This is a genomic window from Micromonospora reichwaldensis (assembly GCF_031845925.1).
Classification (GTDB): Bacteria; Actinomycetota; Actinomycetes; order Mycobacteriales; family Micromonosporaceae; genus Micromonospora; species Micromonospora reichwaldensis.
The window spans coordinates 43,154-60,400 of sequence record NZ_JAVRFL010000024.1; the positions used below are offsets into that span (position 1 = coordinate 43,154).

Annotated in this window: 12 protein-coding genes; 4 read left to right on the forward strand and 8 right to left on the reverse strand. The window is 76.7% G+C overall.

The window, feature by feature from the left end; translation table 11 throughout:
- Window positions 1-31: 31 nt before the first annotated feature.
- The 4 genes from RM555_RS20200 to dacB all read right to left on the reverse strand — a co-directional run bounded on the left by RM555_RS20200 (window position 32) and on the right by dacB (window position 5,453).
- A complete protein-coding gene (locus RM555_RS20200; protein ID WP_311413200.1) occupies window positions 32-1,672 on the reverse strand; it encodes a gamma-glutamyltransferase family protein in 1,641 nt (546 codons plus the stop codon).
- Window positions 1,673-1,775: 103 nt separating this feature from the next.
- Window positions 1,776-2,768 carry a tRNA lysidine(34) synthetase TilS gene (tilS, locus tag RM555_RS20205; RefSeq protein WP_311413201.1) on the reverse strand — a complete coding sequence of 331 codons (993 nt, stop codon included), beginning with the start codon at window positions 2,766-2,768 and terminating at the stop codon, window positions 1,776-1,778.
- 10 nt (window positions 2,769-2,778) lie between these two features.
- On the reverse strand, window positions 2,779-3,849 hold the full coding sequence (locus RM555_RS20210; protein WP_311413202.1) for a zinc-dependent metalloprotease: 1,071 nt from the start codon (window positions 3,847-3,849) through the stop codon (window positions 2,779-2,781).
- Between the two features lie 155 nt (window positions 3,850-4,004).
- The gene (gene dacB / locus RM555_RS20215) at window positions 4,005-5,453 is read right to left on the reverse strand and encodes a D-alanyl-D-alanine carboxypeptidase/D-alanyl-D-alanine endopeptidase (protein ID WP_311413249.1); all 1,449 of its coding nucleotides are present in this window, start codon (window positions 5,451-5,453) and stop codon (window positions 4,005-4,007) included.
- Window positions 5,454-6,062: 609 nt separating this feature from the next.
- Here dacB and RM555_RS20220 point away from each other — a divergent pair.
- Window positions 6,063-6,569 carry an inorganic diphosphatase gene (locus RM555_RS20220; RefSeq protein ID WP_091634882.1) on the forward strand — a complete coding sequence of 169 codons (507 nt, stop codon included), beginning with the start codon at window positions 6,063-6,065 and terminating at the stop codon, window positions 6,567-6,569.
- 35 nt (window positions 6,570-6,604) lie between these two features.
- On the opposite strand, the gene eccD is transcribed toward RM555_RS20220, so the two are convergent.
- Window positions 6,605-8,005, reverse strand: a complete 1,401-nt coding sequence (gene eccD / locus RM555_RS20225) for a type VII secretion integral membrane protein EccD (protein ID WP_311413203.1) — start codon at window positions 8,003-8,005, stop codon at window positions 6,605-6,607.
- Window positions 8,006-8,106: 101 nt separating this feature from the next.
- Between eccD and eccCa the strand changes: the two genes are divergently transcribed.
- From eccCa to RM555_RS20240, 3 genes are all read left to right on the forward strand, one after another.
- Window positions 8,107-12,075 carry a type VII secretion protein EccCa gene (gene eccCa, locus RM555_RS20230; protein WP_311413204.1) on the forward strand — a complete coding sequence of 1,323 codons (3,969 nt, stop codon included), beginning with the start codon at window positions 8,107-8,109 and terminating at the stop codon, window positions 12,073-12,075.
- An 86-nt stretch (window positions 12,076-12,161) separates the two neighbouring features.
- Window positions 12,162-13,556: a type VII secretion-associated serine protease mycosin gene (gene mycP, locus RM555_RS20235; RefSeq protein WP_396888814.1), complete on the forward strand. Its 1,395-nt coding sequence runs from the start codon at window positions 12,162-12,164 to the stop codon at window positions 13,554-13,556.
- A gap of 125 nt (window positions 13,557-13,681) precedes the next feature.
- On the forward strand, window positions 13,682-14,455 hold the full coding sequence (locus RM555_RS20240) for a phosphatase PAP2 family protein (RefSeq protein WP_311413205.1): 774 nt from the start codon (window positions 13,682-13,684) through the stop codon (window positions 14,453-14,455).
- A 4-nt stretch (window positions 14,456-14,459) separates the two neighbouring features.
- Here the strand turns inward: RM555_RS20240 and RM555_RS20245 are convergent, their stop codons facing one another.
- The 3 genes from RM555_RS20245 to RM555_RS20255 form a co-directional block, all read right to left on the reverse strand.
- A complete protein-coding gene (locus RM555_RS20245; protein WP_311413206.1) occupies window positions 14,460-15,638 on the reverse strand; it encodes a MarP family serine protease in 1,179 nt (392 codons plus the stop codon).
- Between the two features lie 63 nt (window positions 15,639-15,701).
- Complete coding sequence (locus tag RM555_RS20250; protein ID WP_311413207.1) at window positions 15,702-16,394, reverse strand: NUDIX hydrolase; 693 nt, start codon at window positions 16,392-16,394, stop codon at window positions 15,702-15,704.
- 70 nt (window positions 16,395-16,464) lie between these two features.
- On the reverse strand, window positions 16,465-17,112 hold the full coding sequence (locus RM555_RS20255; RefSeq protein WP_311413208.1) for a TlpA family protein disulfide reductase: 648 nt from the start codon (window positions 17,110-17,112) through the stop codon (window positions 16,465-16,467).
- Window positions 17,113-17,247: the final 135 nt, after the last annotated feature.

The following is a 17,247-nucleotide window of genomic DNA, read 5'->3' on the forward strand; positions in this document are numbered from 1 at the left end:
CGCGGCACCGACGGCGCGCCCGGGGCTCCCGTCACCAGCCGAGCATCCCACCGCCCACCCGGGGCTCCGAGCCGACCGCGTAGCCGCCGTCGGGCAGCCGCCAGATCGCCTGCCCGTGCCCGAAGACCCCCGGCTCCTCCGCGACGGCGATCTCGTGCCCCCGGGCCCGCAGCTCGTCGACCGCGGCCCGCCCCTCGGCGGTGGCGACCAGCTCCGACTCGACCAGCACCGACCGGCCGGCGTGCCAGTACCAGCGCGGCGCGTCCAGCGCCGCCTGCGGGTCGAGCCCGCCGTCCAGGGTCGCCGAGAGCAGCTGCACGTGCCCCTGCGGCTGCATGTGCCCGCCCATCACCCCGAACGGGCCCACCGGCCGCCCGTCCCGGGTCAGGAAGCCGGGAATGATCGTGTGGTACGGCCGCTTGGCCGGCCCCACCACGTTGGGGTGGGCGGGGTCGAGCCGGAACCCGAGCCCCCGGTTCTGCAGGGCGAAGCCGTGCCCGGGCAGCACCACGCGGGAGCCGAACGCCAGGTAGGTCGACTGGATCAGGCTGACCATCATGCCGCCGGCGTCGGCGGTGCAGAGATAGACCGTGCCGCCGCGCTCCGGATCGCCGGCCGTCGGCTCCCCGGCCCGCTCGGTGATCAGCGCGCGGCGGGCCGCCGCGTACGCCGGCGAGAGCAGCGCCTCCGTCGGCACCGGCACCCGCTCCGGGTCGGCGACGTGGGCGTGCGCGTCGGCGAAGCCGAGCTTCATCGCCTCGATCTGCCGGTGCAGCCGCTCGGCGAGCGGCAGCCCGGCGAGGTCGGCCCCGTCGAGGATGTGCAGCGCCAGCAGCGCCGCCAGGCCCTGCCCGTTGGGCGGCAGCTCCCAGACCTCGTGGCCCCGGTAGCGGGCGGACACGGGGGTCACCCACGTCGAGGCGTGTCGGGCCAGGTCGTCGCCGGTAAGCAGGCCGCCGGTGCGGGCCGCGTGCGCGGCCAGCGCCTCCGCGATCCCGCCCCGGTAGAAGTCCTCCGCCCCGGTGTCGGCGATCAGCCGCAGGGTCCGCGCCGCGTCCGGGTTGCGCCAGCGCTCCCCGGCCCGGGGCGCCCGGCCGCCGGGCGCGAACACGCGGTCGAACTCGGCGAACTCCGCGCCGGTCGGGCCGGGCGCGGCGAGCGCCCGCGACCAGATCCCCGACACGCCGGGGGAGACCGGGTGACCGTGCTCGGCGTAGCCGATCGCGTCGGCGAAGAGATCCGCGAAGGGCAGCGAGCCGAACCGGTCGTGCAGGTCGCGCCAGCCGGCCGGGGCACCGGGGACGGTCACCGGCAGCCAGCCCCGGGCGGGCATCGCCGGCCCGGCCCGCTGCGCGCCGCCCAGGGCGTCGACCGGGGCCGCGCCGCGCCCCCCGGTCGCGGCGAGCACCAGCTCGCGGGTCAGGGCTGCCGGGGACCGGCCGGAGGCGTTGAGGCCGTGCAGCCGCTCGCCGTCCCAGACGATCGCGAACAGGTCGCCGCCGATGTCGTTGGACGGAGGCTGCACCACGGTCAGGGTGATCGCGGTGGCGAGGGCCGCGTCGACGGCGTTGCCGCCGCGTCGCAGCACGGCCAGGCCGGCCGCCGCGGCCAGCGGCTGGCTCGTCGCCACCGCGCCGTGCGGCGCGAAGAGCGGCTGTCGGGGGTACGCCATGCGCCATGTCTACCGCCTCCCGGCTGATCCCGCGGCCCCGGGACCGGGCCCCGGGCCGACGGACCGGCGCCGGGGCCACGGGGTCACCGTCCGGCGGAGCGGATCAGCGGGGGCCGATGGCGGCGAGCCGGCCGTCGCGGCGCAGCACCCGCAGCCCGCCCGGCAGGTGCGCCGCCCCCTGCCCACGCCAGCCGGTGACCAGCGTGTCCAGCGCGGCCACGTGCCGGTGCGACAGGGCGGCGGGCGGGGCGCCCAGCTCCCGGGCCCAGACGTGCAGGACCCGGCCGCGTACCGCCGGCGGGAGCTCGGCCAGCGCCCGCACCGCGAGCCCCCCGTCGGGATGGCGGACGTCGACCAGCGCGGCGTCGGCCAACTCGTCGAGAACGGCGTTGTCCGCCGCCACCAGCCGGGCGGTCCGGGCCAGGTTGTCCAGCACCCCCGGCCCGAGCGCGCGGACCAGGGCGGGCAGCAGGTCGGCCCGGACCCGGGCCCGGGCGTACGACGGATCGGCGTTGTGCGGGTCCTCCCAGGCGTTCAGCCCGAGCACCGCGCACGCCGTGCGGGTCTGCTCCCGGCCGACCTCCAGCAGCGGGCGCAGCAGCGGCACCCCGCCGAGGTCCCGCCGGGCGGGCATCCCGGCCAGCCCGCGCGGGCCGGCGCCCCGGGCGAGCGCGAGCAGCACGGTCTCCGCCTGGTCGTCGCGGGTGTGCCCGGTGAGCAGGGCCGTCGCCCCGAGCCGGCCGGCCACCTCGACGAGCGCCAGGTAGCGCGCCTCCCGGGCAGCCGCCTCGGGTCCGCCCGGTCGCCCGGCCACCTCCACCCGCACCGACTCGACCGGGGCCAGGCCGACCTCGCGGGCCCAGGTCACCACCGCCGCGGCCCGCCGCGCCGAGCCCTCCTGGAGACCGTGGTCGACCGTCACCAGGCCGGCGGCGCGACCCAGCCGGGGCGCCACGAACGCGGTGGCGGCGGCCAGCGCGAGCGAGTCCGCGCCGCCCGAGCAGGCGACCAGCACCGGACCCCCGGGCGGCAGGTCGGCCAGCGCCCGGCGGACCGCGACCCGGATCGCGGCCACCGGCGGGGCGAGCGCGGCCACGGGCGTACGGTCAGCCGGCGGTCGGGGCCGGGCCTACCGGCCCGTGCACCCGCGCCACCCAGGCGTCCGGGTCGCCGAGTTCCTCCAGCCGGGGCAGGGTGAGCGGCGAGTCGAAGATCTTGTTGAAGCGCGCCATGCCGACCCGGTCGACGACGCCGTGCACGAACTTGCGGCCCTCGGCGTACTGGCGCATCTTGACCTCGATGCCGAGCAGCCGGCGGATGGCCTTCTCCAGCGGGTTGCCGGCCTCCCGGCGCCGGTTGAACGCCGCCCGGATCCGATCCACGCTCGGGACGACCTGCGGGCCGACGCCGTCCATGACGAACTCGGCGTGCCCCTCCAGCAGGGTCATCAGGGCGGTGAGCCGGTCCAGTACGGCCCGCTGCCCCGGGGTCTGGACGATGTCCAGCACGCTCGTGCGGCTCTCCGGGTCCTTCACCGCGTCCGAGAGCGTGGCGACGCCCCGGCGCAGCCGCTCCAGCAGGTGCTCGCCGCCGCTGGACGACGCGTCCACGAAGGCCTGCACCTCGCTGAGGAAGTACGCCCGCATCCACGGCACGGCGGTGAACTGGGTGCGGTGGGTCACCTCGTGCAGGCAGACCCAGAGCCGGAAGTCGCGCGGGTCGGCCCCGAGCTTGCGCTCCACCTCGACGATGTTCGGCGCGACCAGCAGCAACTGCCCCGGGTCGGCGGAGAAGACCTCGTACTGGCCGAGGACCCGGCCGGAGAGGTAGGCCAGCACGGTGCCGGCCTGCACGCCGGTGACCCGGGAGCCGATCGCCTCGGTCAGCGCGCCCGGCTGCTTGTCCTTGGTGAGCCGGCCAACCAGGGGGGTGATCACCTCGCGCAGCCCGGCGATGTTGGTCGCCGCCCAGTCCCGCCGGTCCACCACCCGCACCGGCGGGTGCGACACCTGCGAGCGGAGGCCCGTGTAGTCCGCGACGTGCCCCGCCGCCTCGTCGGTCAACCGCCGCAGGTCACTGACCACGTCGGTGGCCTCCGTGTACGAAACCCGGGGGCCCGACTTGCTCAGCGCCCCCGCGGTCGCGGCGGCCAGATCCCAGTCCACGAACTGCGCCATGCACCCCACCGTACCCGCGCCGCGACACCCCGGCCCGGGCTCGCGCCCGGCGATCGACGCCCGTCCCGCCCGACGCGGTCCCCGTCCGGCCCCGGCACTACGTGACGCCGGTCCCGCTCAGGCCGGCACGCGTCGCCCGTCGCGCCCGACGGCGGTCAGCGGCAGCCGCAGCCGGCCAGGGCGGCGCCGATCCGGTCCAGCGCTCCCCGGGCGGCCGTCAGCCCGTCGGGGGGCACCGCGTCGGTGAGCACGGCGAAGGTGAGCAGCCGCCCGTCAGCCGTGCTGACCAGGCCGGCGACCGCGTGCACCTTGGTCAACGTTCCGGTCTTGGCCCGGACCACCCCGGCACCGGCCTTCGTCGCCGCCGTCTCGTAGCGGTCGGCGAGGGTGCCGGACCAGTCGGCGACGGGCAGGCCGCCGAAGATCGCGGCCAGCTCGGGGCGGCTGCCGTCGCCGGCGAGCGCGATCAGGTCGGTGAGCAGCGAGGGGCTGATCCGGTTGCTGCGCGACAGGCCACTGCCGTCGGCGAGGGTGAGTTCGTCGGCCGGCAGGCCGAGTTCCCCGGCCACGGCGTCCATCGCCGCCCCGGCGCCGGCGAACGAGGCGGGCTGGTTGCGGGCCGACGCGACCTGCCGGGCCAGCGCCTCGGCGACGATGTTGTCGCTGTCGCTGATCATGATGTCGACCAGCCGGACCATCGGCAGCGACTCCACCCTGCCCAGCTCCGCGCCGGGTCCCTGGGCCGCTGCGGGGGTGGTGCCCGCGTCGGCGGCGGGGGTGGAGCCGGCGGGGGCGGTGCCGCGGGCGACCGCGCCGGCCGGCACGCCGAGCAGCCTGGCGAAGGCCCTGCCGGCCGCGAGGTCGGGCTGGGACACCCGCTCGGCCCAGTGGTTGCCGGCCGCCTCGTCCTTCTTCGCGCGGCTCACGTCGCTGCGGGCCCCGTCGGTCATCAGCGCCGTGATGGCCCCGCCGTAGCCGCCGGTGGGGATGTCGTCGTCCCAGCCCGGCTCGAAGAGCGGACCGGAGTAGAGCGACGAGTCGACCGTCACCTTCGTCGGCTTCGTGCCGCCGAGGGCGTCGCGCACCTGGCCGGCGAGGTCGTCCAGCCGGGCCGCGCCCGGGTAGAAGCCGTTCTTGTCGACCGCCAGCGTGGGGTCCCCGCCGCCGACGATCACCACCTCGCCCGGGGTCGCGCCGGCCACCGCCCGGGTCGGGATGCGGTACGCCGGACCACGCGCGGCGAGCACCGTGACGCCGGTGACCAGCTTGGTCACCGAGGCGGGCACCGTGCCGTCGTCCTCGCCCCGGCCGAAGAGCGGCTGCCCGGTGGTCACGTCGGCCACCGAGACGTGGACCCGGTCGCCGAGTGCGGGCACGCCGACGAGCGGGGCGAGCGCGGCGCGTACGCCCTCGGGGGTGGGCATCGGGGCGTTCGCGTCCGCGCCGGCCAGCACCGCCACGGGCGCCGGCTCCGTCGCCGTTTCGGCGGCCCCCCGGTCGGCGGGCTCGGTGCCCAGCCAGTCCGCCACCGGTCCCGGGCGGACCACGGCGATCCCGACGGCGGCCAGCACCAGCACGAGCACCGCGGCCAGCACGACGGGCAGGGTCCGGCGGCGGCGGGAGGCCGGCGCGGGCGACGCGGCGGGGTCGCCCGCGCCGCCAGGGCCGGACGGACCACCGGGGCCGGATGGACCGCCGGCGGGTCGGTTCGCGGCGGCGGCCCAGAGGTCGGTCGAGCCCGACGAGGGATCCGGGCCGGTCGCGCCGGTCGGGCCGCCCGGACCGGCCGGACCGCCGGGACCGACTGGGGCGCCGGGAGCCGTCGGACCTCCGGGACCCGTCGGGCCGTCAGGACCGGTCGCGGCGCCGGGACCGGCCGGGGCGTCGTTGCCCAGGGGCGGGACCGGCGTCAGGGCAGGGTCGCCCGGGGACGCGGGCGGATGGGGAAGGTGGGCGTCGGGCACCGGGAACCGCCCGGTCGCCCCGCCGGAAGCAGATCCCCCGGTACCCCGTCCAGCGTCGGCATCCGGACGGTAGTGTGAATCTTCCCTCCCCACGGCCCCCTCCTCGCCCCGTGAAAATCTGCTTGGGTGACACTACTTCGGTCCGAACACTATGCGGCGGCCGGAGCCCGCGGGTGGGCATTCACCCGTGCGGGAGCGGCGTGCCGCTGGTTTCCGTTGGCCAGCGTGGGCAAACGAGGGAGCGTGCAGATGGATTTCGACGTGACGGTTGAGATCCCCAAGGGTCACCGCAACAAGTACGAGGTCGACCACGCGACCGGCCGGATCCGGCTGGACCGTACCCTCTTCACCTCCACGCAGTACCCGGCCGACTACGGCTTCATCGAGGGGACACTGGGCGAGGACGGCGACCCGCTGGACGCGCTCGTGCTGGTCCCCGAGCCCACCTTCCCGGGCTGCCTGATCCGGTGCCGCACCATCGGCATGTTCCGGATGACGGACGAGAAGGGCGGCGACGACAAGGTCCTCTGCGTGCCCTACGAGGACCCGCGCCAGGAGCACCTGCGCGACATCCACCACCTCGGCGAGTTCGACCGGCTGGAGATCCAGCACTTCTTCGAGGTCTACAAGGACCTGGAGCCCGGCAAGTCGGTCGAGGGCGCCACGTGGGTGGGGCGGATCGAGGCCGAGGCGGAGATCGTGGCGTCGTACCAGCGCGCCCGGGACGCCGAGGCGCGCGGCGAGTCCGCGCACTGACCCGGCACTGACCACCGAACGGGCCCGGGGGCCGCTCAGCCGAGCAGCCCCCGGGCCCGTTCGTACAGGTCGAGCACCGCGCAGGCGACGGGAACCACCGACACCACCAGGGCGGTGTCGGTCAGGTCGGCGATCCGGCCGACGTACGGGGAGACCGGGCGGCGGGCGTACGTGGTGCCGGCGACCACCGCCACGAGGGCCAGCGCCAGCCCGCCGACGACCAGCGCGAGGCGACCGGTCGGGCCGGAGCGGTCGACGAGCACGGCGCCCAGCACGGCGTACCCGGCGAGGCCGGCGGCGACGGTCGGCACCCGGTGGCGCAGGGACACGAACAGCCGGGAGCGGAGCAGCAGCACGGCCGCGGCCACCGCCACCAGCAGCCGGCCGGCCGTCCCGCCGGAGAGGCCCAGCACCACCGCGGCGACGACCGCCAGCACGGCGTGCCCGAGCAGCATCCCCGTGAGCATCTCCTCGGTGCGGGCCACCGCCGCGTAGACCCGGTCCCGGTCCGGCAGGTCGCGGACCCGGTCGGCGTCGCCCGGCTCGCCGGTGGGCAGGGTGATCGGGGGCAGCGGCACCTTGCCGAGCCGGATGGCCAGCAGCGGCACCGCCCCCACGGCGAAGACCAGCACGCAGAGCAGGACCGCCGCCGTGCCGGCCGGGCTGAGCAGCAGTCCGCCGAGGGCCGCCAGCGCGCCCACGAACCCGGCGGTGGCGCCCGCCACGAAGACCCGCAGCCGGGTGGCGACGCCGACCAGCCCGAGCACCGCCACCAGCAGCAGCGCCACCGACCCGGCGAGCAGCTCGGGCGCGCCGACCCAGCGCAGCCCCGGGACCGGCCCGACCGGGTCGCCGGAGCTGACGGCCAGGGCGCCGGCCGCCGCCGCGTAGGGCAGGGCGTAGCCGCCCAGGGTCGCGCCGGTGGCCCCGTCCGCGTGGGCACGGGACGCCACCACCCCGGCGAGGGTGAGCAGGAGCGCCACCACGGCGGCGGCCGGCCAGGCCGACCCGTACGCCGGCCCGCCGGCCGCCACGGCGAGCAGCCCGACGGCCAGCGGCACGGCGGCCCCGGCCAGGGCGGCGGCCCGGGTGGCGGCGGGTGACCACGCCCCGCCGCGCCGCCGGGCGCCGTCGGCGATCGCCTCCACCACGTCGTCGTACTCCAGCTCGGGCCACTGCGCGCGGGCCGGCACGAGGTGCAGCACCTCGCCGTCGCGGACCCCCTGCGGCAGCAGGGCCTGGGCGGTGGTCAGCACCGCGCCGTCGGTGCGCCGCAGCACCCAGCCGCCGTGCCGCTCGCCGTCGTCGGCGAGCCCCTCGCCGGCGTGCCGCAGCACCTCGGGCAGCAGCTCGGCCAGGGGCACCTGCTCGGGCAGTGCGACGTCGACCCGCCGCTGGGGGGCGCTGATGGTGACCCGGGCCAGCCCGATCGTCATCGACTGATCTCCATGTTCGGCGGGGTTGGTGGCTGCGCGGACGACAGGACTTTACCTACCATGAGCCAGGCTCGGGTTACCGAGCGCTGTCAGGAGGTCGAGTGTCCACTGTCGTCATCAAGCGGCCGCCCCGCCGACCGGCGCCGGAGATCCCGGTGGGTGAGCTGCCGGTGGACGCGCCGCCGGAGATCCCCGCCGTCGCCGGCGGGCGCTGGCAGCAGCTGCTCATGGTGCTGCCCATGCTCGGCGGCACCGTGGCGATGGCGATGATGTTCGGCCGCGGCGGGGGCGCCTACTCGTACGTGGTCGGCGGGATGTTCGGGCTCTCCTCGCTGGCCATGCTGGTGACCTCGTGGGGCAGCGCCTCCGGCACGCCGAAGAAGTCGGAGATGATGGCCGCCCGGCGGGACTACCTGCGGCACCTGACCGTGCTGCGGCGCCGGGTCCGGCAGACCGCCGGGCAGCAGCGCGCCGGGCTCTACTACCGGCACCCGGATCCCGGGCGGCTCTGGTCGACCGTCGACAGCCACCGGGTCTGGGAACGCCGTCCCGCCGACCCGGACTTCGCGGTGGTCCGGGTCGCCGTCGGACCGCAGACCCTCGCCACGCCGCTGGTCCCCCCGGTCACCCGCCCGCTGGAGGAGCTGGAACCGATGACCGCCGGCTCGCTGCGCCGGTTCCTGGACGCGTACTCCGTGGTGCCCGACCTGCCGGTGGCGCTCTCGCTGCGCAGCTTCGCCCGCGTCTTCGTACGGGCCGCCGGCCCGGCCCACGACGGCGACGGACCCGCCGCCCAGGCGCTGGCCCGGGCCATGCTCGCCCAGCTCGCGGTCTTCCACGCCCCGGACGAGCTGATCGTCGCCGTCTGCGCCGGGCCGGAGCGGCGGGCCGCCTGGGAGTGGGTCAAGTGGCTGCCGCACGCCCACCACCCCACCCGCACCGACGCGCTCGGCCCGGTCCGGCTGGTCACCAGCGCGGGGGCCGAGCTGGAGGGGCTGCTGGACGAGGTGCTGGCCAGCCGGTCCCGGTTCAGCCCCGCCGGCCCGGCCACCGACGGCCCGCACGTGGTGGTGGTGCTCGACGGGGGCGACCTGACCGGGGCCACCGACCTGACCGGCGACGGCGGCATCGACGCGGTCACGATCATCGACCTGGACACCCCGCCGCCGCGCCTGCTGGACCGGTTCGCGCTGCTGCTGGAGCTGCGCGGAGGCCGGCTGCACTCCCACTCCGCGGACGGGCACGCCGAGGTCGGTACGGCGGACCGGCTGGACCTCGTCGACGCGGAGGCCGTCGCCCGGCGGCTGGCCCCGCTGCGGCTGGCCACGGCGGCACGCGGCCCGGACGCCCCGCCGGGCGCGGAGCTGGGCCTGCCCGAGCTGCTCGGTCTCGGCGACCCGGAGAGCTTCACCGCCGAGCAGGGGTGGGTGCCCCGGTCCGCCCGGGAGCGGCTGCGGGTGCCGATCGGGGTGGGCACCGACGGCGGCGCCATCGAGCTGGACCTGAAGGAGTCGGCGCAGGACGGGATGGGGCCGCACGGCCTGCTGATCGGGGCGACCGGCTCCGGCAAGTCCGAGCTGCTGCGCACCCTGGTGCTCGGGCTGGCCGCCACGCACAGCTCGGAGCAGCTCAACTTCGTACTGATCGACTTCAAGGGCGGCGCGACCTTCGCCTCCTTCGACCGGCTGCCGCACACCGCCGCGGTGATCACCAACCTGGCCGACGCGCTGCCGCTGGTCGACCGGATGGTCGACGCCATCAACGGCGAGCTGGTCCGCCGCCAGGAGCTGCTGCGCCGGGCCGGCAACTTCGCCAGCCTGCGCGACTACGAGCGGGCCCGGGCCGCCGGCACCCCGCTCGCCCCGCTGCCGTCGCTGCTGCTGATCTGCGACGAGTTCTCCGAGCTGCTCTCGGCCAAGCCCGACTTCATCGACCTGTTCGTGCAGATCGGCCGGCTGGGCCGGTCGCTCGGCGTGCACCTGCTGCTGGCGAGCCAGCGGTTGGAAGAGGGCCGGCTGCGCGGACTCGACACCCACCTGTCGTACCGGATCGGGCTGCGGACCTTCTCGGCGCTGGAGTCCCGCACGGTGCTCGGGGTGCCGGACGCGCACGAGCTGCCCCGCTCCCCCGGCCACGGCTACCTGCGCTTCGGCACCGAGCCGCTGGTGCGGTTCAAGGCCGCGTACGTCTCGGGGGCGCTGCGCCGGCGCGGTGCGGCGCCCGGCGCGGGCGGCACCGGGGCACCGCGCCTGCTCGCCTTCTCCACCCACCTCGTGCCCACGCCGGAGCCGGTCGGGCCGCCCGCCCTGCCCGCGACGGCCGACGAAGGCGGCACGGAGAGCCTGCTGGACCTGATGGTCGACCGGCTCGCCGGGCAGGGGCCGCCCGCCCACCAGGTCTGGCTGCCCCCGCTCGGCCGGGCGCCCGCGCTGGACGAGCTGCTCGGGCCGGTCGGCGTGGACCCGGCGCGCGGTCTCACCTTCGGCAACCCGGAGCTGCACGGCGCGCTCCAGGTGCCGGTCGCGGTCGTCGACAGGCCCTTCGAGCAGCGCCGCGACGCGCTCTGGCTGGCGCTGGACGGCGCCGCCGGCCACGTCGCGGTGGTCGGCGGCCCGCAGAGCGGCAAGTCGACCGCGCTGCGCACGCTGATGTGCGCCCTGGCGCTCACCCACACCCCGACCGAGGTGCAGGTCTACTGCCTCGACTTCGGCGGCGGCGGGCTGGCCGCGCTGCGCGACCTGCCGCACGTCGGCGGGGTCACCGGCCGCGCCGACCCGACGGCCGTCCGGCGTACGGTCGGCGAGATCGCGACCCTGCTTGTCGACCGGGAACAGCGCTTCGCCGAGCTGGGCGTGGAGTCGATGGCCGCCTGGCGGCAGCGCCGGGCCGCGCTCGCGGGCACCGGTCAGCCCGGGGCCGACCCGTTCGGCGACGTGTTCCTGGTGGTGGACGGCTGGGCCACGCTGCGCGGCGAGTACGACGACCTGGAGCCCCTCATCACCGACCTGGCCACCCGGGGGCTGTCGTACGGGGTGCACGTGGTGGCGACGGCGGTGCGTTGGCTGGACTTCCGGCCGGCGATCCGGGACCTCTTCGGTTCCCGTCTGGAGCTGTGCCTCGGCGACCCGGCCGACTCGCTGGTGGCCCGCCGGGCGGCGGCGAACGTGCCGGAGAAGACCCCCGGCCGGGGCGTCACGGCGGAGAGCCTGCACTTCCTCACCGCGCTGCCGCAGCTCGCCGCCTCGGGCGGGGACACCACGGATCTGGTCAAGCAGTCCGCCGGGGGCTGGGCCGGCCCGGTCGCGCCCCCGGTGCGGCTGCTCCCGCCGGTGCTCCCGTACGCCGAACTGGACCTGGCCGCGGCCACCGGGCTGGGCATCCCGGTGGGGATCGCCGAGGCGGACCTGCGCCCGGTGGTGCTGGACTTCGGCACCGAGCCGCACTTCGTGGTCTTCGGCGACGCCGAGTGCGGCAAGTCGTCGTTCCTGCGCGCGCTGGCCACCTCGATCATGACCCGGTTCACCCCGGAGCAGGCCCGGGTCATCCTGGTCGACTACCGCCGCAGCCTGGTGGACCTGACCGAGTCGGCGTCGCCGCACCTGATCGGCTACGGCTCCGCCGCGGCGCACACCACCGACCTGGTCGAGTCCGCCGCCGGCTACATGGCGGGGCGGGTGCCCGGGCCCGACGTCACGCCCGCGCAGCTGCGGCAGCGGTCGTGGTGGTCCGGGCCGGAGCTGTTCGTGCTGGTCGACGACTACGACCTGGTCGCCGGCGGGCCGTCCAACCCGCTGCGCGCCCTGGAGGAGCACCTGCCGCACGCCCGGGACGTCGGGCTGCACCTGGTGCTCGCCCGCCGCTCGGGCGGCGCCGGACGGGCCCAGTACGAGCCGCTCGTGCAGCGCCTGCGCGAACTGTCCACCTCGGGGCTGGTGATGGCGGGCAGCCCGGAGGAGGGGGCACTGGTCGGCCCGGTCCGGCCCGGTCCGCTGCCCCCGGGGCGCGGCCGGCTGGTCACCCGGCGCGAGGGCGTACGCCTCGTCCAGTTGGCCCATCTGCCGCCGCCGTGACCGGTGTCCCGGGAACGCCCCGCAAGGCGGCGAGGAACCGGTAATCTCCGATCGTCATGTTTGCGTCGCGATGAATCCCTGAGGATGTGACGACCGTGCGGCACAGCTGTCCGCCAGCGGCTCGGCGGATCGCCGGACGTACGTTGCTCGGTCTGGCGGCCGCCGTCGTGTCGGTCGCGGGTCCGGTCACGGCGGCCGACGCCGCCCCTCCGCAGCCCGCCGCCCGGCCGGTCCTCGACCCGCCGGCCGCCATCGTCCCGGTGGCGCTCGCGGCGCCCGACAGCAAGAACCGCCCCGACCAGGTCCGCGACGAGCAGTGGCAGCTCGACGTGTTGCAGGCGAAGACCGCGTGGCGCAGCTCGACCGGGCGGGGGGTCACCGTCGCGGTGATCGACTCCGGCGTGGACGCCGCCCACCCCGACCTGGCCGGCCAGGTGCTGCCGGGCCTCGACCTGGTCGCGCCCCGGGGCGCCGCCGGCGACCCCGATCCGGTCGGCCACGGCACCACCGTGGCCGGGCTGATCGCCGGCCGCAACGACGACGCGCGGGGGGCCGTCGGCCTGGCGCCGGACGCCCGGATCCTCCCGGTGCGCGTCCTCGACGCCGAGAACCGCTACGACGACGCCCTGATCGTCGCGAAGGGCGTGCGCTGGGCCGTCGACAACGGCGCCCGCGTGATCAACCTGTCCCTCGGCGGCAGCGGCGACAGCCCCGCCCTGGCGGCGGCCCTCGACTACGCCTTCGCCCGGGACGTCGTCGTGGTCGCCTGCACCGGCAACCTGGGCAACTCGTCCAACGCGAAGGTCTGGTACCCGGCCCGCGAGCCGGGCGTCATCGCGGTCGCCGGGTCGGAGCGCGACAGCGACAACCTCTGGTCAGGTTCGATCACCGGGCGGGCCACCGTGCTCACCGCCCCCGCTACCGGCCTGGTCGGGGCCCGGCCGGGCGGCTACTGGCGGGTGCAGGGCACCAGCTTCGCGGCGCCGCTGGTCGCCGCCACCGCCGCGCTGGTGCGGGCCCGCTACCCGGAGATGCCCGCCGGCGACGTCGTCAACCGGCTGCTCGCCACCGCCCGCGACATCGGCCCCACCGGCCGGGACGACCGTTTCGGGTACGGCATGGTCGACCCGGTCGCCGCGCTCGACGCCGAGGTGAGCCCCGTGGGCCGCAACCCGCTGGACGACCAGTCCTCGCCGGGCGTGGTCGGGTTCGGCCCGGCCCCGGGGGCGGCGCAGCCCGACGTCGCGGGGGTCGGCGGCGACCCGCGCGGCTTCACGGTGCCGCGCCAGCAGTCCCGGTGGGCGGCGCAGCCGGCGGGCGCGCAGGAGGAGACCACGCCGGAGCAGCTGTGGACCGGGGCCGCGTTCTTCGTCGCCCTGCTGACCGGGGCGGCGTTGATGGTGCGCCGCTTCCGCCAGTGGACCCCGCTGGCCTCGCCCCGGCGCGCCACCGGGACCTGGCGTCGCCCGCCGGCGCCCTGAACGGCCGGCCCGGTCGTCGTCGCCCTGCCGGGAGGAACCGCCGTCGCCCCGCGCGGGCAAAGCGGCCCCGGGTGGACGCCCCCGAACGGGTCTGACCGGGCCGCGTCCCGGGTAGGACCACTGTCATGAGCCCGTCCGGCCCGCGTACCCTCGCCGCCCCGCCGCGCTCCTCGTGGCGGGGCCGCCGCCTGCACCCGGACCACGCCCGGGGCCTGCGGCTGACCCTCGCCGCGGCGGCCGCGTTCCTGGTGGCGGTGCCGTTCACGCTGCTGGCCGTCCTGGTCCTGGGAGACTGGTCCCCGCTGCGCCGGCTGGACACGACGGTCACCGACGCGCTGGTCGGCTACGCCGCCGACCACCCGGCGTGGGTACGCCTGATGACCCTCTGGACCGATGTGTTCGCCCCGATGCCGCTGCGCGTCGGCGCCCTCGTCCTGGTCCTCTGGCTGGTCCGCCGGGGTGCCCGGCAGCTGGCGGTCTGGGTGGCCGTCACCATGACTGTCGGCGGCCTGCTCAGCCCGCTGCTCAAGCTGCTCGTCGGCCGGCCCCGGCCGGACCTGCCGGACCCGGTGGCCGAGGCGCCCGGCCTGGCCTTCCCGTCCGGGCACGCGCTCAACGCCGCCCTCGCCGCCGGGGTGCTGCTGGTGGTGTTCCTCCCGTACGCCCGGCCGGCCGGGCGCCGGGCGGTGTGGACGGCCGCCCTGCTGCTCGCTCTGGTGACCGGGTTCAGCCGGGTGGCCCTCGGCGTGCACTGGACCAGCGACGTGCTGGCCGGCTGGCTGCTCGGCGTGGCCGTGGTGGCCGCGACCGCCGCCGCCCTCACCGTCTGGCGGGCCGACCCGCCCGGCCGCCCGGCGCCGCCCACGGGTCGCGGGCCGGCGGCGGGTACGGGGAGCTGACCGGTCAGGTGCACTCGCCGGTGCCGACGGCGCGGGTGCGCTCGGCGCCGGCGAGGGCGACGGGACGGGCCTCGGCCGCGGTCACCGCGAAGCCGGTGTTCGGATCGTCGGCCGCCGCCGCGAAGATCACCCCGAGCACCAGCCCGTTCGACGAGACCAGCGGGCCCCCGGAGTTGCCGCTCTGCACGAGCGCCCGGATCGTGTAGACCTCCCGGGTCACGTTGCCGCCGGAGTAGATGTCGGGCCCGGTGATCCGGTCGACGTCCCGGATCCGCGCGGACTGGGCGTTGTACGGTCCGTCGAGCGGGAAGCCCAGCACGATCGCGTCCGCGCCGCTGCCCGCGTTGCCGGCGGCGAACCGCATCGACGGGCCGGGCAGCCCGGGCACGTGCAGCACGGCCAGGTCCCGGTCGGGGTCGTAGACGACCACCTTGCTGTCGTACCGGTCGCCGTTCAGCTCGACGACGGTGGACCGGGTCCCGGCGACGACGTGCGCGTTGGTCATCACCCGGTCGTCGGCGTAGACGAAGCCGGAGCCCTCGATCCGGCGCGAGCAGCTCGGGGCGGAGCCCAGCACCTTTACCACCGAACGCTGGCTGTTGACCACCACCTGGGAGCCGGCGAGCGCCGGATCCGGCGGGGACACCTGACGGGCGCGGGTGGGTGCCAGGTCGCCGAAGACGTCGGGGAAGCCGTTGGTGTCGACGGTGTCCCGCAGCGCCGTGGAGAGCTGCTGCGCCTGGTCGGGCAGGACCCGGTCGACCACGGTGAGCAGCGCGCTGTTGCGCACCGAGGAGGCCAGCCAGGGCAGCGACGACGAGCCGAGCGGCACCGCGACGAGCCAGGCGACCAGCAGGACGGCGAAGAGCGAGACGAACGCCCCGCCGACGTCGTCGACCCGCTTGGCGACGTCATTGGTGATCGTCTTGCGCAGGTGCGAACCGATCCAGCCGGCGAGCGCCTGGCCGACCACCGCCAGCCCGAAGATCGCCACCAGGGAGATCAGCACCCGGGTGCCGCTGTCGACGAACTGCTGTGCCAGCAGCGGCCCCAGCTGGAGGCCCACCAGCGCGCCCAGGAAGAAGCCGGAGAACGACAGCACCCCGATGACGAAGCCCTGGCGGTATCCGCTGATCGCGAACACGAGCATGAGCAGCAGCAGTACGACATCCACGGCGGACACGCGTCAAGCGTACGGGCACCGGGCTCGCGGGATGACCATCGCTTGCGGAAGGTGACCGTCCGGTCAGCGCACCGGGGTCTCGTCGACCGCGTCGGTGCCGGCCGAGGGCGCCGGGGTGGCCCCGGTCGGCGGCAGGTCCACGACCCGGTCGCGGGGCCACGGCCGGGCCCAGCCGCCCATGTCGAGCAGGGCGGCCAGCACCCCGGCGGTGAAGCCCCAGACCAGCATCCCGCGCGCCGAGAAGGCCGGGCCGATCCAGCCGCTCGGGTGGCGGACCCGCATCCGGTTCGCCGGATCGACCAGCTCGGCGACCGGCAGCCGGGCCACGTGCGCCACCTCGGCCGGCTCCCGGGGGTGCACCGGGTGCGGCGCGTGCCACCAGGCGAGCACCGGGGTCACCACGAAGTCGCTGACCGGGATCCAGAGCTTCGGCAGCTCGGCCAGGACGGTCACGCTGGTCGGGTCGAGGCCGACCTCCTCGTTCGCCTCGCGCAGCGCGGTCGCCCGGGCGTCGGCGTCCTCCGGGTCGGCCGCGCCGCCGGGGAAGGCGGGTTGGCCGGCGTGGTTACGCAGGGTGGCCGCCCGCTGGAGGATCAGCACGTCCGGGCCGGCGCCGGGCTCCTCGCCGAGCAGCACCAGCACCGCGCTCTCCCGCCCCCCGCTCTCCGGGGTGACCAGCCGGGTGAAGTCCTCGCTGCGCGCGCTGCCGAGCCGGGTCAGCAGCGGGTCGAACCAGCCCGGCGGACGCCGGCTCACGCCCGCACCCCCGTCCCCCGCCGGTGGCCCGTGCCCGCACCCCCGCGCCCCGTCGCGCGTGCCGGACGGCTCATGCCGGCACCGTCACGCCGAGGTGCTGGCGGACCAGGTCCGCCAGCCGGGCGTCGTCGAGGGCACCGCTGGAGTCGACGTGCCGGATGCGGCCCTGCCCGTCGACGAAGACGGTCAGGGGGATGGCCTTGCGGTTCAGCTCCCGCTTCAGGCGCTCACCCTGGTCGACCAGCACCGGGAAGCGGACGCCGAAGTCCTCGCCGATGGCCTGGGCCGCCTCGCGACCGTCCTGGTTGTTGACCCCGACCACCTGGAGCTGGCCGGCGGCCCGCTGGCTGAGCCGCTGGAAGGCGGGCAGTTCCTTGCGGCAGGGCGGGCACCAGGACGCCCAGACGTTGATCACCGCCGGGCCGCGCAGGTCGCGCAGGGCGACGGGGGCGCCGCCGGTGAAGCAGTTCAGGGTCAGCTCGGGCAGCGCCTGGCCCCCGCCCCCGGCCGGGGCGGCGGGTGCGGCGGACGCGGGCGGCGTACCGAGGGCGGAGCAGTCCTGGAAGGGCGACGGCCGGCTGGCGGCGGCCTTCTGCCGGTCGGTGGGGCCCGGGTCCTTCTCCTCGGTGCCGGCGGTGCACCCCGCGACGGCCAGCAGCACGGGTACGAGCAGCGCGGCGAGCCGGCGCCTAACCGGTCGCGACTGCGGGGCTCGCAAGACCGGCTCACTCCTCGCGCTCACAGCGATACCTCGGTTCGCGACTGCGGGGCTCGCAAGACCGGCTCACTCCTCGCGCTCACAGCGATACCTCGGTTCGCGACTGCGGGGCTCGCAAGACCGGCTCACTCCTCG

Excerpts from the sequence above, each read along its gene's own strand:
- RM555_RS20210 (WP_311413202.1), bottom strand. The coding sequence starts at position 3,849 with ATGGCGCAGTTCGTGGACTGGGATCTGGCCGCCGCGACCGCGGGGGCG.
- RM555_RS20200 (WP_311413200.1), bottom strand. The coding sequence starts at position 1,672 with ATGGCGTACCCCCGACAGCCGCTCTTCGCGCCGCACGGCGCGGTGGCG.
- RM555_RS20240 (WP_311413205.1), top strand. The coding sequence starts at position 13,682 with ATGAGCCCGTCCGGCCCGCGTACCCTCGCCGCCCCGCCGCGCTCCTCG.
- RM555_RS20220 (WP_091634882.1), top strand. The coding sequence starts at position 6,063 with ATGGATTTCGACGTGACGGTTGAGATCCCCAAGGGTCACCGCAACAAG.
- eccD (WP_311413203.1), bottom strand. The coding sequence starts at position 8,005 with ATGACGATCGGGCTGGCCCGGGTCACCATCAGCGCCCCCCAGCGGCGG.